General features: G+C 75.0%; 17 protein-coding genes. 3 read left to right on the top strand and 14 right to left on the bottom strand.

What is annotated here, in order from left to right; genetic code table 11:
* Positions 1-177: 177 nt before the first annotated feature.
* Positions 178-2,901: a DNA polymerase I gene (gene polA / locus R3E88_03490; GenBank protein MEZ4215519.1), complete on the bottom strand. Its 2,724-nt coding sequence runs from the start codon at positions 2,899-2,901 to the stop codon at positions 178-180.
* A 204-nt stretch (positions 2,902-3,105) separates the two neighbouring features.
* On the opposite strand from polA, the gene R3E88_03485 reads away from it, so the two are divergent.
* On the top strand, positions 3,106-3,432 hold the full coding sequence (locus R3E88_03485; protein ID MEZ4215518.1) for a hypothetical protein: 327 nt from the start codon (positions 3,106-3,108) through the stop codon (positions 3,430-3,432).
* Here R3E88_03485 and acpP read toward each other — a convergent pair.
* From acpP to R3E88_03440, 9 genes are all read right to left on the bottom strand, one after another.
* Positions 3,429-3,680, bottom strand: coding sequence for an acyl carrier protein (gene acpP / locus R3E88_03480; protein MEZ4215517.1), 252 nt, complete (start codon positions 3,678-3,680; stop codon positions 3,429-3,431). The genes R3E88_03485 and acpP overlap by 4 nt on opposite strands.
* A gap of 92 nt (positions 3,681-3,772) precedes the next feature.
* Complete coding sequence (locus R3E88_03475) at positions 3,773-4,432, bottom strand: TetR/AcrR family transcriptional regulator (GenBank protein MEZ4215516.1); 660 nt, start codon at positions 4,430-4,432, stop codon at positions 3,773-3,775.
* Positions 4,429-4,995, bottom strand: a complete 567-nt coding sequence (locus R3E88_03470; GenBank protein ID MEZ4215515.1) for a gamma carbonic anhydrase family protein — start codon at positions 4,993-4,995, stop codon at positions 4,429-4,431. Before R3E88_03470 ends, R3E88_03475 begins: the two co-directional genes overlap by 4 nt.
* 6 nt (positions 4,996-5,001) lie before the next feature.
* Positions 5,002-5,955, bottom strand: a complete 954-nt coding sequence (gene cysK / locus R3E88_03465; protein MEZ4215514.1) for a cysteine synthase A — start codon at positions 5,953-5,955, stop codon at positions 5,002-5,004.
* 79 nt (positions 5,956-6,034) lie between these two features.
* Positions 6,035-7,063, bottom strand: a complete 1,029-nt coding sequence (locus R3E88_03460) for a tRNA pseudouridine(13) synthase TruD (protein ID MEZ4215513.1) — start codon at positions 7,061-7,063, stop codon at positions 6,035-6,037.
* On the bottom strand, positions 7,060-7,863 hold the full coding sequence (locus R3E88_03455) for a ribonuclease HII (GenBank protein ID MEZ4215512.1): 804 nt from the start codon (positions 7,861-7,863) through the stop codon (positions 7,060-7,062). The genes R3E88_03460 and R3E88_03455 overlap by 4 nt, the downstream gene beginning before the upstream one ends.
* On the bottom strand, positions 7,860-8,972 hold the full coding sequence (gene lpxD / locus R3E88_03450) for a UDP-3-O-(3-hydroxymyristoyl)glucosamine N-acyltransferase (GenBank protein MEZ4215511.1): 1,113 nt from the start codon (positions 8,970-8,972) through the stop codon (positions 7,860-7,862). The genes R3E88_03455 and lpxD overlap by 4 nt, the downstream gene beginning before the upstream one ends.
* Positions 8,973-8,974: 2 nt before the next feature.
* The gene (locus tag R3E88_03445; GenBank protein ID MEZ4215510.1) at positions 8,975-9,796 is read right to left on the bottom strand and encodes a universal stress protein; all 822 of its coding nucleotides are present in this window, start codon (positions 9,794-9,796) and stop codon (positions 8,975-8,977) included.
* An 82-nt stretch (positions 9,797-9,878) separates the two neighbouring features.
* Entirely contained in the window at positions 9,879-10,304 is a 426-nt protein-coding gene (locus R3E88_03440; protein MEZ4215509.1) for a CBS domain-containing protein, read from the bottom strand.
* Positions 10,305-10,334: 30 nt separating this feature from the next.
* On the opposite strand from R3E88_03440, the gene R3E88_03435 reads away from it, so the two are divergent.
* Both R3E88_03435 and R3E88_03430 read left to right on the top strand, forming a co-directional pair.
* Complete coding sequence (locus R3E88_03435; GenBank protein MEZ4215508.1) at positions 10,335-10,772, top strand: hypothetical protein; 438 nt, start codon at positions 10,335-10,337, stop codon at positions 10,770-10,772.
* The gene (locus tag R3E88_03430) at positions 10,769-11,776 is read left to right on the top strand and encodes an LLM class flavin-dependent oxidoreductase (protein ID MEZ4215507.1); all 1,008 of its coding nucleotides are present in this window, start codon (positions 10,769-10,771) and stop codon (positions 11,774-11,776) included. The genes R3E88_03435 and R3E88_03430 overlap by 4 nt, the downstream gene beginning before the upstream one ends.
* A 32-nt stretch (positions 11,777-11,808) precedes the next feature.
* Here the strand turns inward: R3E88_03430 and R3E88_03425 are convergent, their stop codons facing one another.
* From R3E88_03425 to R3E88_03410, 4 genes are read right to left on the bottom strand one after another with little or no spacing between them, the layout of a single operon-like run.
* Complete coding sequence (locus R3E88_03425; protein MEZ4215506.1) at positions 11,809-12,276, bottom strand: RidA family protein; 468 nt, start codon at positions 12,274-12,276, stop codon at positions 11,809-11,811.
* The gene (locus R3E88_03420) at positions 12,270-13,028 is read right to left on the bottom strand and encodes an SDR family oxidoreductase (protein ID MEZ4215505.1); all 759 of its coding nucleotides are present in this window, start codon (positions 13,026-13,028) and stop codon (positions 12,270-12,272) included. The genes R3E88_03425 and R3E88_03420 overlap by 7 nt, the downstream gene beginning before the upstream one ends.
* A 48-nt stretch (positions 13,029-13,076) precedes the next feature.
* On the bottom strand, positions 13,077-14,357 hold the full coding sequence (locus R3E88_03415; protein ID MEZ4215504.1) for a MaoC family dehydratase N-terminal domain-containing protein: 1,281 nt from the start codon (positions 14,355-14,357) through the stop codon (positions 13,077-13,079).
* A 39-nt stretch (positions 14,358-14,396) separates the two neighbouring features.
* Entirely contained in the window at positions 14,397-14,945 is a 549-nt protein-coding gene (locus R3E88_03410) for a hypothetical protein (protein ID MEZ4215503.1), read from the bottom strand.
* Between the last annotated feature and the right edge of the window lie 4 nt (positions 14,946-14,949).

Genomic DNA, 14,949 nt, shown 5'->3' with positions numbered 1-14,949 from the left:
TCCTCGTCCGGCGGGCCTTCGGCGGAGTCGTGCGCTCGTTCGATCGGGATCGAGACGCTCCTCGGTGCAGCCCCCGGACGACGGCGCGCTGCGACGGGACGGGCCGGCGGGTATTCGGCGAGCGGGCCCGTGTCGGCGATCGACCGTAGCCCCGCGGCCGGCCGGCCGCCGGCCGGCCTAGTGCGCCTCGCGCCAGCTGCGCCCCGTGCCGACGTCGACCTCGAGCGGGACGCGCAGCCGGTGGACGTCGCGCATCCGCGCGCGGGCGAGCTCCGTCATGGCCTCGACCTCGGCCGCCGGCACCTCGAAGACGAGCTCGTCGTGCACCTGCAGGATCATCCGGCTCGCGAGCCCGTCGGCCTCGATCGCGCGCGCGAGCTCGACCATCGCGCGCTTGATCAGGTCCGCCTCGCTGCCCTGGATGACCGTGTTGACCGCCATCCGCTCGGCCGCCTGGCGGAGCACGCGGTTCTTCGACGCCAGGTCCGGGAGGTAGCGACGGCGTCCCAGGATGGTCGTGACGAAGCCGCGCTCGGTCGCCGCGGCGACCGTCTCGTCGAGGAAGCGGCGCACGCCCTGGTAGCGCGCGAAGTAGGCGTCGATCGTCGCCTGCGCCTCGCCCGTCGCGATGCCGAGCTGGTTCGCGAGGCCGAAGGCCGACGAGCCGTAGATGATCCCGAAGTTGACGGCCTTCGCGCGCGCGCGCTGCTCGTCGGTGACGTCCGCAGGGTCGATGCCCGCGACCTCGGCGGCCGTGCGGCGGTGGATGTCCTCGCCGCGCTCGAAGGCCGCGATCAGCGACGCATCGCCCGAGTAGTGCGCGAGGATGCGCAGCTCGACCTGCGAGTAGTCGGCGGAGAGCAGCACGCGGCCCTCCGCGGGCACGAACGCCTCGCGGATGCGCACGCCCTCCTCGGTGCGGATCGGGATGTTCTGCACGTTGGGGTGCGTCGACGCGAGCCGCCCCGTCGCCGCGCCCGTCTGCAGGAACGTCGGGTGGATGCGCCCGGTGCGCGGCGACACGAGCGGCGGCAGCGCGTCGAGATACGTGCTCTTCAGCTTCGCGAGCCGCCGCCACGCGAGCACCTGGGCCGGCAGCTCGTGCTCGAACGCGAGCTGCTCGAGCACGCTCTCGTCGGTCGAGAAGCCCGTCTTCGTCTTCTTGATCGCCGGCAGCGCGAGCTTCTCGAACAGGATGTGCTGCAGCTGCTTGGGCGAGTTCACGCTGAAGGTCTCGCCCGCGAGGTCGTAGATGCGCGCCTCGATCGTCGCGAGCTTCCCCTCGTACTCCTCGGAGAGCGCGGCGAGCTTCGCCTCGTCGATGCGCACGCCGTTGCGCTCGACGCGCCCGAGCACGGAGGTGAGCGGCATCTCGACCTCGTCGAAGAGCGGGCGGAGGCCGTCGCGGTCGAGCTGCTCGCACATCGGGGCGCGCAGGTCGCGCACCGCCGCCGCCTGCGCGGCCGCCCAGCGCGCGAGCGCTCCGACGTCGAGCGCGTCGACGGGCGTCGCCTTGGCTCCGCGCCCCGCGAGCTCCTCGAAGCTCTGGACGCGCGCGCCGAGCCGCTGCTGCGCGAGCGTCGGGAGGTCGCGCGCACCCGCGGCGTCGAGCAGGAAGGCCGCGATCTCGGTGTCGAAGACGGCGCACGGGAGCGCGGCGTCGCGCTCGCCGAGGCAGGCGTGCAGCCGCTTCGTCTCGTGCCCGATCCACGCGGGCGCGCGCGCGCCGTCCGCGAAGAGCGCGGCGAGCGGCGCGAGCACGTCGGCGGCCGCGAGGCGCGCGGGGCGCGCCTCCATCGGGAGGCCTTCCTGCGCGTCGGCCGCCTCCGCGATCGGCGCGAACCACACGGGCTCGTCGGGCACCCCCGCGACCGCGAGCCCGACGAGGCGCGCGTCGACGACGCTCGCATCCGTGAGCACGCCGAAGAGCGCGAGCTCGCCGCCGCGCGCGAGTGCGGCGAGCTTCGCGGCGACGCCGTCCGCGTCGGTCGCGATCTCGACCTCGACGTCGGCACGCGGCGCCTCCGCCGCGCCGCCGAGCGACTCGAGCAGCCGCGTGAAGCCGAGCCGCTCGTAGAGCGCGCGCAGCGCGGCCGCGTCGGGCGCGCGCGCAGCGAGCGCGTCGAGGCCGCCCTCGAGCGGCACGTCGCGGCGCAGCGTCGCGAGCTCCTTCGAGAGCCGCGCCGCGTCCGCCTGCTCGACGAGCGCCTCGCGCGCGCGCTTCGCCTTCACCTCGCCGGCGTGGTCGAGCAGCGCCTCGAGCGTGCCCCATTCCTGGATGAGCTTCGCGGCGCCCTTGTCGCCGATGCCCTTCACGCCCGGGATGTTGTCGCTCGGGTCGCCGACGAGGGCGCGCAGGTCGAGCATGCGCTCGGGCGGCACGCCGAAGCGCGCCTCGACGTCGGCGGGCTCGTAGCGGCGGTCCTTGATGCCGTCGAGCAGCGTGACGCGGTCGCTCACGAGCTGCATCAGGTCCTTGTCCGACGACACGATCAGCAGCTCGACGTCGTCGGGCAGCTCGGTGGCGAGCGTCGCGATCACGTCGTCCGCCTCGAAGCCCTCGACCTCGAGCACGGGAATCCGGTGCGCGTCGACGAGCTCGCGCACGAGCGGGATCTGCGCGGTCAGGTCCTCGGGCTGCGCGTCGCGCGTCGCCTTGTAGCCGTCGAAGAGCTGCTTGCGGAAGCTGCCGCCGCGCGGGTCCCACGCGATCGCGACGTAGTCGGGCGTCTCCTCGCGCAGCAGCTTCGCGAGCGTGTTGACGAAGCCGTACGCCGCGTTCGTGGGCGTGCCGTCGGGCGCGCGCAGGCTCGGGATCGCGAAGAACGCGCGGTAGAGCGTGTTCGCACCGTCGACGACGAGCAGGCGCCGCGGGTGCGCGCGCCGGGCTTCGGCTGCCATGCTCGGAAACCTCGGAGCCGGAAGGGGTCGGCGACGGGGACGCGGAAGGCCCGGGCGACGCGGCCCCGCGCGCCCGGCCGGCGGGAGCGCGCGAGCCTACGAACGGCCTCTCGGGGGGTCAAGCGCGCCCGCCCTCTCGGCGGACGTCGCGTGCGCCGGAGCGCGCGAGCGCGTGCGCACGGCCGCGGCCGCTACGATGGCCGCGTGACGACGCCCGCTCCGCCGACGCGCCCGCCTCGCCGACGCGCGCCGTTCCGTCCGAGCTTCACGCTGATGCTGCTGTGGGTCGCGGTGCTGTCGGTCGCCTATGCACTCGCGCTGATCCTGCCCGAGATGCTCGGCGCGCTCGAGCAGCTCCCGCCCGACGCCGATCCCGCGCAGGCGGGCCGCGCCGTCGCGCGCGCGGTCGCCGGGCCGCGCCTCACCGCCGCGATCGCGCTCGCGACGCTGACCGTCGCGCTCGGCGCCTACTGGAAGGTGCTGCCGGGGCTGCGCGGGAGCGACCGCGGCGCGCGCGGTCGGCCGCGCTAGGCGCTCGCCTGCTGCGCGACGTACGACTCGATGTCGCCGATCGTGCGCATGCCCTCGATCGCCTCGTCGGGGATCTCGATGTCGAAGCTCTCCTCGATCGACATCACGAGCTCGACCACGTCGAGCGAGTCGGCGCCGAGGTCGTCGAGGATGCTCGCCTGTGCCGTGACCTTGCCGAGATCGACGCCGAGCTGCCGTGCGACGAGGTCGCGAATCCGCGCCGCGAGGTCGAGAGCCGAGTCCGCCATCGTGGATCCCCCCGGCGCAGCCGCTCGCGGCGCGCCATGACCGCCGGTCACGATCCTGCAGGCCCGGGAGCGTGTCAACGCCCGGAATGGGGTCAGGCGGGGGTCGGCGCGCGCAGTCCGCGCAGGACGGTCTCGATCGCCTCGTCGTAGACCGCGTCGAGGGGCCGCCGGCGCAGGCTGCGGCGCGCGAGCGTGCCCTCGGACTGGATCACCGCGTTCGCGAGCGTCCACAGGATGTTCGCCGTGAGCCACGTGTCGCAGTCGGCGAGCTCGCCCGCCTTCACGGCGTCGCGCAGCACCGCGTCGAGGATCTCGAGGCTCTGCTCCCAGAGGCGCGTCACCTCGTCGACGACCGCGCCGGGCAGGTCGCCGATCACCGACTGGTTGTCGATCGCCCAGAAGATCTGGAAGTACTCGGGGTTCTCCGTCCAGTGGGAGAAGTAGAAGCGCGCGATCGCCCGCAGCCGGTCGAGCGCCGAGCCCCCGCCCTCGCGCCCGCTCGCGACGGCGAGCTCCATCTTGTCGGTGAAGACCTTCCCGTTCTCGGCGAGCACCGCGACGTACAGGTCGGCCTTGCTCTCGAAGTACCGGTAGAGCGTGCCCTTCGCGACGCCCGCCTTGTCCGCGACCTCGTCGAGGTTCGCGTTCATGAAGCCGTCGCGAAAGAAGATCTCGCGCGCGGCGTCGAGGATCTTCCGGCGCGACTCCGCCTTCTTCTGCTCGCGCGCCGCAGCGCTCTCGGTGTTGGTCATGCAGAGGCCCTTCCCGGCGGTCGGTGCGCCCGCACGCAGGCCCCGGATGCCGCGTGCACGCGCGCCGTCTCCACGTAGCTCAGCGTGCGCTCGCGCTGCTCGCGCCGCTCGTCGTCGCCGAGCGCGCGAACGGAGCGCGCGGGAGCGCCGAGCGCGACCGTGTGCGGCTCGATCACGCTCCCCGGCGTGACGAGCGCGCCGGCGCCGACGAGCGCGCCCTCGCCGACGCGCGCCCCGTCGAGCACGACCGCGCCGATGCCGATCAGCGCGCCGTCCTCCACCGTGCAGCCGTGCACGACGGCGCGGTGGCCGACCGTCACCTCGTCCCCGATGTGCGCCGCGAAGCGATCCCGCGTCACGTGCACGACGGCGCCGTCCTGCACGTTCGAGCGCGCGCCGATGCGCACGCGCTCGACGTCGCCGCGCACGACCGCCGCGTACCACACGCTCGAGTCCGCGCCGATCTCGACGTCGCCCACGACGACCGCACCCGGAGCGACCCAGACGCTCGGGTCGATGCGCGGGGCGAGATCACCGAAGCGGCGGACGAGCGGCTCGGACATCGGGCGTCAGACCTCGTCGCTCCCCTCGTAGCGGTAGTCGTCGAAGAGCGCGGTCTGGATGTAGCGCTCGCCGAAGTCGCAGACGGTCGTCGCGACGAGCTTGCCGCGGTTCTCGGGCTTGAGCGCGTATTTGATCGCGCCCAGCACGTTGGCGCCCGACGAGATGCCGCACAGGATGCCCTCTTCGCGCGCGAGGCGGCGCGCCATGTCGAGCGCATCGACGCTCGGGACGGTGACGACGCCGTCGAGCAGGTTCGTGTCGAGCACGGGAGGCACGAAGCCCGCGCCGATGCCCTGGATCTTGTGCGGCCCCGGCGCGCAGCCCGACAGGATGGCGCTCTCCTCGGGCTCGACCGCGATCACCTGGAAGCCCGGCTTCCTGGGCTTGATCACCTGGGCCACGCCCGTGATCGTGCCGCCCGTGCCGACGCCCGTGACGAAGGCATCGATCGCCCCGTCCGTGTCTTCCCAGAGCTCGACCGCCGTCGTGTTGCGGTGCACCTCCGGGTTGGCCGGGTTCTCGAACTGCATCGGGACGAAGGAGTCGGGCGTGCGCTTCGCGATCTCGTTCACCTTCTCGACCGCCGCCTTCATGCCCTGCGCGCCGGGCGTGAGCACGAGCTTCGCGCCGAACGCGCGCAGCGTGGCGCGGCGCTCCGGGCTCATCGTGTCCGGCATGACGAGGATGCAGGCGTAGCCGCGCACGGCGGCGACGAAGGCGAGCGCGATGCCGGTGTTGCCGCTCGTCGGCTCGACGATCGTCGTCCTGCCGGGCGTGATGCGCCCCTCGCGCTCGGCGGCGTCGATCATCGCGACGCCGATGCGGTCCTTGACGCTCGCGGCCGGATTGCGGCTCTCGAGCTTGACGACGATGGTGGCGTCGACGCCGTCCGTCACGCGGTTGAGGCGGACGAGCGGCGTGCGACCGACGAGCTCGCACACGTTGCTGGCGATGCGCATGGGCTCTCCTCCGCGGGCGCGACGGACCGTCGCCGAGGGTCGGATGCCGACGGACGGGCGACGACCGTCGGCCGGCGGCTCAGCATACCGCCGGCGCCCGATCCTCGCAGAAGCCTCCGAAGAGCTCCTCGACGAGGACGGTGACATAGCCACCGGGCGGCAGCGCCGCGCGCAGCCGCGCGACGCCGGGCTCGACCGGCTCGAGCGACGCGTCGCCGACGCGGGCGCGCAGCGCGCGTCGCGTCCCGTCGAGCCGGATGCCGCGCGGCGGCGCGAGGCCGGGCCCGGGCGGCACCCCCCAGCGCTCGAGCAGTGCGAGCTCGCGCGCGCGCACCTCGCCGCCCGCCGGCATCATGCGCGCGCCGAACATCGGCCCGGTCGCGCTGATCTCGAAGCGGGCCGCGCGCTCGCGCTCGCGCTCGACGTCCTCGACCTCGAACATCCCGCCCGACGCGTGCAGCACCGCGACGTCGCCGCGCTCGAGCTCGCCCGGCCCGAGCCCGCGCGCGCAGCGCTCCTCGAGGAACTCGTTGAACACGGCCGACTGGAGGGCCGACAGCAGGAAGCGCTGCTCGCGCCGGTCGCCCCGCGCCCGCGCCGCGCCGCCGCGGAGCAGCGCGAGCGCGCGCTGCGCGTTGTCGCCGTCGCGCCCGAAGCGCTGGCCGCCGAAGCGATTCGACATCCCCTCGCGCGCGATCCGCTCGAGCTCCCGCTCCGCGCGCGCGAGCGCCTCGGCATCGACGTCGCGCACGAGCAGGTCGAAGCGGTTCCCGCGCAGGTGCCCGGTGCGCAGCTTGTTGCGATGGCGCACCGCCTCGAGCACGCGTGCGCCGCGCAGCTCGAGCGCGCGCGCGGCGTCGGGCTCGAGCGCGCGCACCGACATCCACTGTCGCGTCACGGCGACGCGATCCTTGCGCCCCGCATAGCCGACGTCGCGCGGCGGGACGCCCGCCGCCCGCGCGAGCTCGCGCGCGACCTCCTCCGTCGTCCGCAGGCGCTTCTCGATCCACACGTAGGTGTGCTCGCCCTCGCCGCACGGGGCGTAGAGCGGCACCTCCTCGACCCGGAAGTCCTCCGGCGCGGCGCGCAGGCGCGGGAGCGACGTCATGCGCGCCGCGCCGCCGCGACCGGCGCGAAGGAGCGACGGTGGATGGGCGAGGGGCCGAGCGCGCGCAGCGCGGCGAGGTGCTGCGCCGTGCCGTAGCCCATGTGGCGCGCGAACCCGTAGCCCGGGTGGCGCTCGTCGAACGCGCGCATGAGCGCGTCGCGGTGCACCTTCGCGACGATCGACGCCGCGGCGATCGACGCGTCACGCGCGTCGCCCTTGACGATCGACGTCTGCGCGACTCGCACGCCCGGCACGACGCGCGCGTCGACGAGCAGGTGGTCGACGGGGAGCGCCTCGCGCAGCGCCACCACCGCGCGGCGCATCGCCTCGAGCGACGCGCGGTAGATGTCGAGCCGATCGATCTCGTCGGGCTCGACGCATCCGATGCCGACGGCGGCGCCGCTCTCGCGAATCGCGGCGTCGAGCTGCTCGCGCACGGCCGCCGACAGCCGCTTCGAGTCGTCGAGGCCGGCGAGGCGCGCCGGATCGACGCGCGCGGGCAGCACGACCGCCGCCGCGACGACCGGGCCCGCGAGCGGCCCGACGCCGACCTCGTCGACGCCGGCGACGCAGCGGAAGCCGCGCGCGCGAAGCGCCTCGCGGAGCGCGAGGAGACGTTCGAGCCGGGCGCGCTCCGCGGCGCGCGCTGCGAGCCTCCGGTCGAGCCGGCGCGCGAGCGCGCGGGCGCCCGCGCGCGCGTCGCGCGCGAGCGCGTCGCACAGCGCCGCGAGGTCGTCGTCGCTCGCGCGCGACGCGGCGTCGCGGAGCGCGTCGAGCCGCGTCGCGCGCACGTCGATCACGCGTCGTCTCCGGACGGAGCGCCGGGCCCCTCGCGCGGGCCGCCGCGCGGGGGGTCGTCGACCCCGCGCAGGCCGAGCCGCCGCTCGAGCCGGCGCAGCCGTCGCAGCGCGGCGGGCAGGAGCCGCAGCGCGCCGATCTCGCGGTGCCACGCGCGCCCTTCGACCGCGGGGCTCCCGAACACGCGCGCCCCCGCCGCGACGTCGCCGTGCAGGCCCGCGCGCGCGCCGACGAACGCGCCCTCGCCCACCTCGAGCTGGCCCGCCGCTCCCACGCGCGCCATCAGGATGGCGCGCGCGCCGATGCGCGTGCTCCCGCCGAGCCCGCTCTGCGCGACGACGATCGCGCCCTCTCCGATGTCGCAGTTGTGCCCGACCATGACGAGGTCGTCGATCTTCGCGCCGCGTCGGATGCGCGTCTCGCCGAGCGTCGCGCGGTCGATCGCGACGCCGGCGCCGATGTCGACGTCGTCCTCGATCGCGACGCGCCCGAGCTGCGGCACGCGCTCGGGCAGCCCGTTCTCGGTCGGCAGGAAGCCGAAGCCATCGCCGCCGACGAGCGCACCGGGCTGGATGCGCACGCGATCGCCGATGCGCGTCCCCTCGCGCACGACGACGCCCGCGTGCAGCTCGCAGTCGGCGCCGACCTCGACGTCGGGGTAGAGCGTGACGTTGGCGTGCAGCACCGTGCGCGCGCCGACGCGCGCGCGGGCGCCGACCACGGCGTTCGCGCCGACCGAGGCCGTCGGGTCGACGCGCGCGTCGGGGTCGACGACGGCGCGCGCGTGCACGCCCGCCGGCGGGCGCGCCGCCTGCGCGAGCAGCGCGGCAGCGCGCGCGAAGTCGCGCGTCGGGTCGGTGGAGCGGAGCGCCGGCCGCGCGCCCGGGTCGAGGTCGGGCGCGACGATCACGGCGCCCGCGCGCGTCGCGGCGAGCGCGTCCGCGAAGCGCCGCGAGCGGGCGAAGGCGAGGTCGAGGGGCCCGGCATCCGCGAGCGACGCGACGCCGCACACCCGCGCGTCGCCATCGCCCACGAGCTCGCAGTCGAGCGCCTCGGCCAGCTCGGCCAGCCGGAGCGACGGAGCGTCGGGCGTCGCGGCGCGCGCGCTCACGACTAACGAACGAGGAGGACGGCCACCGGCGATGTGCGCGCCACCGCGGCCGCGTTGCTGCCGATGAAGCACTCCGTGATGCGGTTGCGACCGTAGGCGCCCATCACGATCAGCCCCGCCGCGGCCTCGGTCGCCGTGTCGACGATCTTCACGTCGGGGCGGCCGAGCGTGGAGGAGGCCTCGCGAACGGGCACCGACAGGCCGCCGACGAGCTCGCGCACCTCGTCGAAGCGCGCGACGGCGCGCCCCTTGTCCTTCGAGTCGACGAACACGTGGACCGCTTCGCCGAGCCCGTTCGCGAGGTCGACGGCGACCTGCGCGGCGAGCCGCGAGCCCGGCGAGCCGTCGAAGCCGAGCACGATCGCGCCGCGCGTCGGCGCGCCGGGCGGGACGACGACGACGCTGCGCGACGTCGTGCGAAGGACGGCGTCGACGGTCGAGCCGAGGAGGGCCGCGCCCGCGTAGTCGCCCTTCCCGCGCCGGCCGAGCGCGCAGAGCGACGCCGAGCGGGCGCGCGCGACGAGCGCGTCGGCGGCGACGCCCTGCTGCATCTCGCAGCCGCCCTGCACGCCGCCCTCGCGCGCGCGCTCGCCGAAGCGACGCGCCGTCGCCTCGGCGCGCGCGCGGTAGTAGGTGGCGAGGGCCGCATCGGGGAAGCCGGGGGTTCCGAGGCCGCCGTCGTCCGGCGCGCGCACGTCGCGATCCTCGACGACCGTGCACGCGGCGATCCGCGCGCGGAGCCGGGCCGCGAGCGAGATCGCGAAGCGCTCGGCGCTCGCGGCGGCTTCGGACCCGTCCGTGCCGACCAGGATCGACTCGATCATCTCGCTCCTCGCGCCGGTCGGACCCGACCGAGAACCCCCGAGGGCAGCAACGTACACGGCCCCCGAGGGAGCTGCAATCGCGTCACCCCGCCGTGGGCGACAGGCCCGCGAAGTGGCGCAGCACGTCGGTCTCGGTCACGAGCCCGACGAAGCGACCGCCGTCGTCGAGGACGGGAAGGCAGCCGATCTTTCGCTCCGCCATCACGCGCGCGGCTTCGCGCACGGGCTCGCTCTCGCGGATCGTGATGGGCGGCGACGACATCACGCGCTCGATCTCGATCGCGTGCAGGAACGCGCGGCGATGGTCCGCGCCGAACTCGCTCAACGTCGACAGCGACGTGCGCAGCAGATCGCGCTCGGTCACGACGCCGACGAGCTCGCCGCCGCGGACGACCGGGATGTGCCGGACGCCACCCAGCGTCATGATATCTTGCACCGTCGAGAGCCGTTCGCTCACGCTGATCGTCACGATCTTGCGCGTCATGATGTCGCGAACCGCGAACGACATGCGCCGAGTCTACTAGAGCGGAGTGTGCGGATGGCGAAGGAACGCGAGCGGGCGGGCGGAACGAGCGGGCTGGGCGGCCTCGGCGCCCGGAGCTCCGAGGCCGTCACCGACATGGTCCGCCGCATGATGGCCGTCGGCCTCTCCGGCTTCTTCACGACCGAGGAGGCGCTGCGCAAGGCGCTCGGCGACACCCTCCCGAAGGACTGGATCGACTTCGCCGCGCAGCAGAGCGAGCGCACGCGCCGCGACATGACCGAGGTGATCGCGCGCGAGCTCGGCCGCGTCCTCGACCGCGTCGACCTCGCCGAGGTGCTGGCGCAGATCCTCGAAGGCCACGCCGTCGAGGTGACGGCGCGCATCCGGCTGATGCCCCGCGACGACGGCGAGCCCGCGCGGAGCGCGTCGCCGACGCGCGCGAGCGCTGCGCGCACTGGCGACGACGACGGCGAACGCGACGGCGGCGGATGAGCGAGCCGCAGCCCTGCGCGGCCGGCGATCGCGCGCCGACCCAGCGCGACGCCTGGGGGCTCGAGCGCTTCGCGCTCGGCATCGCGCTCGGCGGCGCGCGCACCCCGGCCGACTGGCAGGCCCAGCTTCGCATCGTCGAGCGCGCCGACGCGCTCGGCTTCCACTCCGTCTGGCTTCCCGAGATGCACTTCGCGCCGGGCGTGACCGCGTCGCCCCTGCTCGCACACGCGGCGTTCGCGGCCCGCACGACGCGCATCCGACTCGCCACGACGTCCGTGCTGCTGCCGATCCACGAGCCGCTCGCGCTCGCCGACGAAGTCGCCGCGCTCGATCGCGCGTCGCGCGGACGCGTCGTGCTCGGCCTCGGGCGCGGCTTCCGCGAGCCGCTCTTCCGCGCGTTCGGCGTCGACCCGAAGTCGAAGCGCGCGCGCTTCGACGCCTGCCTCGACGCGATGCTCGACGCGTGGGCCGGCGGCGCGGACGGCTCCGTGCGCGCCCCCTGGCAGCATCCCCACCCGCCGCTCGCGGTCGCGGCCTTCGGGCCGCTCGGCCTCGCGCAGGCGGCGCGGCGCGCGCTGCCGTACCTGCCGTCGCCCATCGAGAGCACGCGCCAGCTCGAAGCGAACCTCGCCGCGCACCGCGCCGGCCTCCCGCCCGACGTCGATCCGGCGACGCTCGTGCGCCCCGCGATGCGCACCGTGCACGTCGCCGCGAGCGACGCCGACGCCGACCGCGTGCTCGACCTGCTCAGGCGCGAGGTCCGCGGCCTGCGCGGCGCGGGCGCGCGCGCGCCGCGGGCGATCGCGCGCGCGGTGGACGAGGACGTCGAGGAGCGCGCCATCGTCGGCACCGCGCAGCGCGTCGTCGACGCGCTCGGCGCGCTGCGCGAGCGACTCGCGATCGATCTCGTCGTCGCGGCCGCCCCGTTCTCGGGGCTCGCGCCGTCCGAGCGCGAGGACGCGCTCGAACGCCTCGCCGCGAGCGTGCTGCCCGCGCTCGCGTGAGGCCCGACCCGACGGCGCGAGGCGGCGTCCGCCTAGCGACCGCGCAGCGCGATGCACTCGAGCTCGACGAGCGCTCCGACCGCGAGCCCCGACGCGCCGAGCGCGCTCCGCGCGGGGCGCGCGGCCGCGTCGGGGAACGCCTCGCGGTAGACCTCGTTGAAGGCCGGCCAGTCCCCCATGTCCGCGAGGAACACCGTGCACTTCACGACGCGGTCCATGCCCGAGCCGCTCTGCGCGAGGATCGCGCGCACGTTCGCGAGCGCCTGCGCCGCCTGCGCGCGGATCCCGCCGTCGACGAGCGCGAGCGAGCCCGGGGCGTTCCCGATCTGCCCCGACACGAAGACGAAGTCTCCGGCCTCGACCGCATCGGAGAACGGGAGGTCGAGTGCGCGCGTCGCCGGCGACGCGTGGAAGACGGGCGCCGCGGGCGCGCAGGCGGCGGCGGCGAGCAGCGCGGCCGCGAGGCGCGCCGCCGCCGGCGCACGGCTCGGGCCTAGCAACGCGTCGATCCGCCGCCGCCGTCGACGAAGATCGTGTTCGACGTCACGTAGGCGGCGGCGTCGCTGGCGAGGAACGCGACCGTGCGGCCGATGTCGTCCTCGCAGTGGCCGAGCCGGCCCATCGGATTGTTGGCGAGCATGAACGCGAGCATCTTCGCGTCGACGTTGCCGCGCACGCCCTCGGAGTCCGCGAAGGGGCAGACGGTGTTGACGGTGACGCCGTCGGCCGCGAACTCGCGCGCGGCGACGCGCGTCATCGCGCGCACCGACTCCTTCGCCGCCGCGTAGTCGAACTGGAACGGGTTGCCGAGCGTTCCGGTGCCGGTCGCGAAGTTCACGATGCGTCCGGCCGGACTCTTGCGAAGGTGGGGCGAGGCCGCGCGCATGAGCCGGAACGTCGCCAGCGCCGAGACGGCGTAGGTGCGCATGAACTCGTCGTCCGTGAACTGCTCGAACGGCTTCATCCCGGCCGTCACGGCGGCGTTGTTCACCAGGATGTCGAGCCGGCCGAGCTCGGCGACCGTGCGGCGCACGACCTCCTCGCACGTCTCGAGCAGCGCGATGTCGCCCGGGAGCGCGAGTGCGCGCCGCCCGAGCGCGCGCACCTCGTCCGCGACGGCCGCGGCCGTCGCCGGGTCGAGCTCGGCGATCGCGACGTCGGCGCCCTCCTTCGCGAGCGCCAGCGCGACGCCGCGCCCGATGCCGCGACCGGCGCCGGTGACGATCGCCACGCGTCCATCCAGGTTTCCCATGGCTCCCTCTCCGTCTCCTGTCGCGGGCGTGGCGCTCGTCCAGCCCGCTCAGCCGAGCGCCGGGCCTTCCGCGTCGGGCAGCGCGAGCTCGATCGTGCCGGTCACGTGGTCGCCCAGGCGGTTCGCGCCGCGCAGCGCGATCGTCGCGATGCCGCGGCCGCCGCGCCTCTCCTTTGCCGCGACCTCGCCGTACATCGTCATGCAGTCGCCCGGGTAGTTCGGCGCGCCGAGCCGGATGTGCATCGCGAGGAAGCGCGCCTCGGGGCCGGCCCAGTCGCTCACATAGCGTCCGCACAGCCCGCCCGACGTGAGGATGTTCATGAAGATGTCGGGCGAGCCGCGCCGGCGCGCGAGCACCGGGTCGTGGTGCACGTCCTGGTAGTCGCGCGAGGCGATCGCGGTGGCGACGATGCGCGTCGTCGTGATCGGGATCGGGCACGGCGCGAGCCGCTCGCCGACCTCGATCGCGTCGAAGCCGCGCGTCGACGCGCGGCGCGGCGCGCGCGCGATGCGGAACACCGGCACCGGCGAGTCCGGGTCGCTCTCGTCGATGGCGAGCTCGAGTGCGACGCCGGGCACGACGAGCTCGCGCGCGAGGTCGACGACGTCCGCCTCGACGCGCCCGCCCTCCGCGAGCTCGATCTCGGCGGCGACGCGCTCGGGCCCGAACGCCGACGCGGCGGCGCCCGCGGCGTCGAGCACGCGCACGAGCGTCGCGCGGCCGCTCGCGCCGTCGGGAATCGACGGCGCGAGCCGTCGCGTCGGCGCGGCCGCCGACGCGCCGCCCGCGCCGCCCGGGGCGACGCGCCCGGTCCCCGGCGCGAACTTCAGGATGCGGAATCGCATCGCGCCGACGCGCTCGCCGCGAAGGTCGCGGTACTCGGTCTGCGTCGTCACGAAGTGGCCGACGCCGAGCGCGGTCTTCTTCTCGGGCGAGACCTCGACGAGCTCGATGGTCGACGAGAGGTGGTCGCCCAGCACGAGCGGCCGGTCGTACTCGTGGTCGCAGTTCGTCGCGACGACGGACGTGAAGCCGGCGGCGTCGAGGACGCGCAGCGCGCGGCTCTGCGGGTCGTCGCCCGTGCTCCCCGCCGGCCGGCGCGTGAGGCCGAGCATCGACCACGTGTTGAGCATCGTCGCCGGCGCGACCACCTCGCCGAACACCGAGCGCGCGGCGATCGCCGGGTCGGTGTAGACGGGGTTGTCGTCCTCCATCGCGTCGCACCAGTGCCGGATCATCGGCTGGTTCACCGGGTCGCGCGCGAGGATCGCCTCGCCGCGCGTCCCGAGCAGTGCACACAGCCGCTCGTACGTTCCCGCGTCCGCCATTCCCACTCCCGTCGTCGTTCCCGCCGCGCGGCGCGATCGCTAGGCGAAGCTGCGCGCGAAGAGCTCCTCGATCGCGCGCTTGCCGTTCGCCTCGATGAAGCGCGTGCCCGTTCCCGCGAAGTGCGGATGGCCGACGGCGGGCGGGTCGACGGCCTCCCAGCGGTCGCTCTTCCAGCGCAGCCACGCGTCCTTCGCCTGGTCGAAGACGAACAGCGGCTTGTTGCAGAGCTTCGCGAACTCGGCGCCCCAGCCGGTGCCGCCCTTCACCGTGCCGTCGTCGAGCACCCAGCCGACGACGAAGATCTCCTGCCCGCTGTTGACCTGGTGCCAGATGCTCTGCAGCACCTTCTTGAACAGCGGCGTGTCGCGGTACTTGCGGTGCATGAGCCGGCTCACGTAGGCGAGGCTCACGTCGCCGTGCCGGAGCTCCTCGGGCGTCAGCACGCGCAGGCCGCGCGTGCGCGCGTCGTTGTGCCCCTCGAACGTGAAGTTGACCTCCGCGATCCCGTAGCGCTCGGCCGTCGCCCCGAACGTCGCCTCCGCGCCGCTCGCGGCGCCGCTGAAGAGCACGCAGTCGCCCTTGTCCATCGCT

Source organism: Myxococcota bacterium (assembly GCA_041389495.1).
In the GTDB taxonomy this organism is placed as follows: domain Bacteria; phylum Myxococcota_A; class UBA9160; order UBA9160; family UBA4427; genus JAWKRT01.
This window is presented reverse-complemented; position numbering and strand designations above follow the sequence as displayed.

Bases quoted from the DNA above. Each gene is read 5' to 3' on its own strand.
- polA (MEZ4215519.1), bottom strand. From the start codon at position 2,901: ATGGCAGCCGAAGCCCGGCGCGCGCACCCGCGGCGCCTGCTCGTCGTC.
- acpP (MEZ4215517.1), bottom strand. From the start codon at position 3,680: ATGGCGGACTCGGCTCTCGACCTCGCGGCGCGGATTCGCGACCTCGTC.
- R3E88_03475 (MEZ4215516.1), bottom strand. From the start codon at position 4,432: ATGACCAACACCGAGAGCGCTGCGGCGCGCGAGCAGAAGAAGGCGGAG.
- R3E88_03470 (MEZ4215515.1), bottom strand. From the start codon at position 4,995: ATGTCCGAGCCGCTCGTCCGCCGCTTCGGTGATCTCGCCCCGCGCATC.
- cysK (MEZ4215514.1), bottom strand. From the start codon at position 5,955: ATGCGCATCGCCAGCAACGTGTGCGAGCTCGTCGGTCGCACGCCGCTC.
- R3E88_03460 (MEZ4215513.1), bottom strand. From the start codon at position 7,063: ATGACGTCGCTCCCGCGCCTGCGCGCCGCGCCGGAGGACTTCCGGGTC.
- R3E88_03445 (MEZ4215510.1), bottom strand. From the start codon at position 9,796: ATGATCGAGTCGATCCTGGTCGGCACGGACGGGTCCGAAGCCGCCGCG.
- R3E88_03440 (MEZ4215509.1), bottom strand. From the start codon at position 10,304: ATGTCGTTCGCGGTTCGCGACATCATGACGCGCAAGATCGTGACGATC.
- R3E88_03435 (MEZ4215508.1), top strand. From the start codon at position 10,335: ATGGCGAAGGAACGCGAGCGGGCGGGCGGAACGAGCGGGCTGGGCGGC.
- R3E88_03430 (MEZ4215507.1), top strand. From the start codon at position 10,769: ATGAGCGAGCCGCAGCCCTGCGCGGCCGGCGATCGCGCGCCGACCCAG.
- R3E88_03420 (MEZ4215505.1), bottom strand. From the start codon at position 13,028: ATGGGAAACCTGGATGGACGCGTGGCGATCGTCACCGGCGCCGGTCGC.
- R3E88_03415 (MEZ4215504.1), bottom strand. From the start codon at position 14,357: ATGGCGGACGCGGGAACGTACGAGCGGCTGTGTGCACTGCTCGGGACG.
- R3E88_03410 (MEZ4215503.1), bottom strand. From the start codon at position 14,945: ATGGACAAGGGCGACTGCGTGCTCTTCAGCGGCGCCGCGAGCGGCGCG.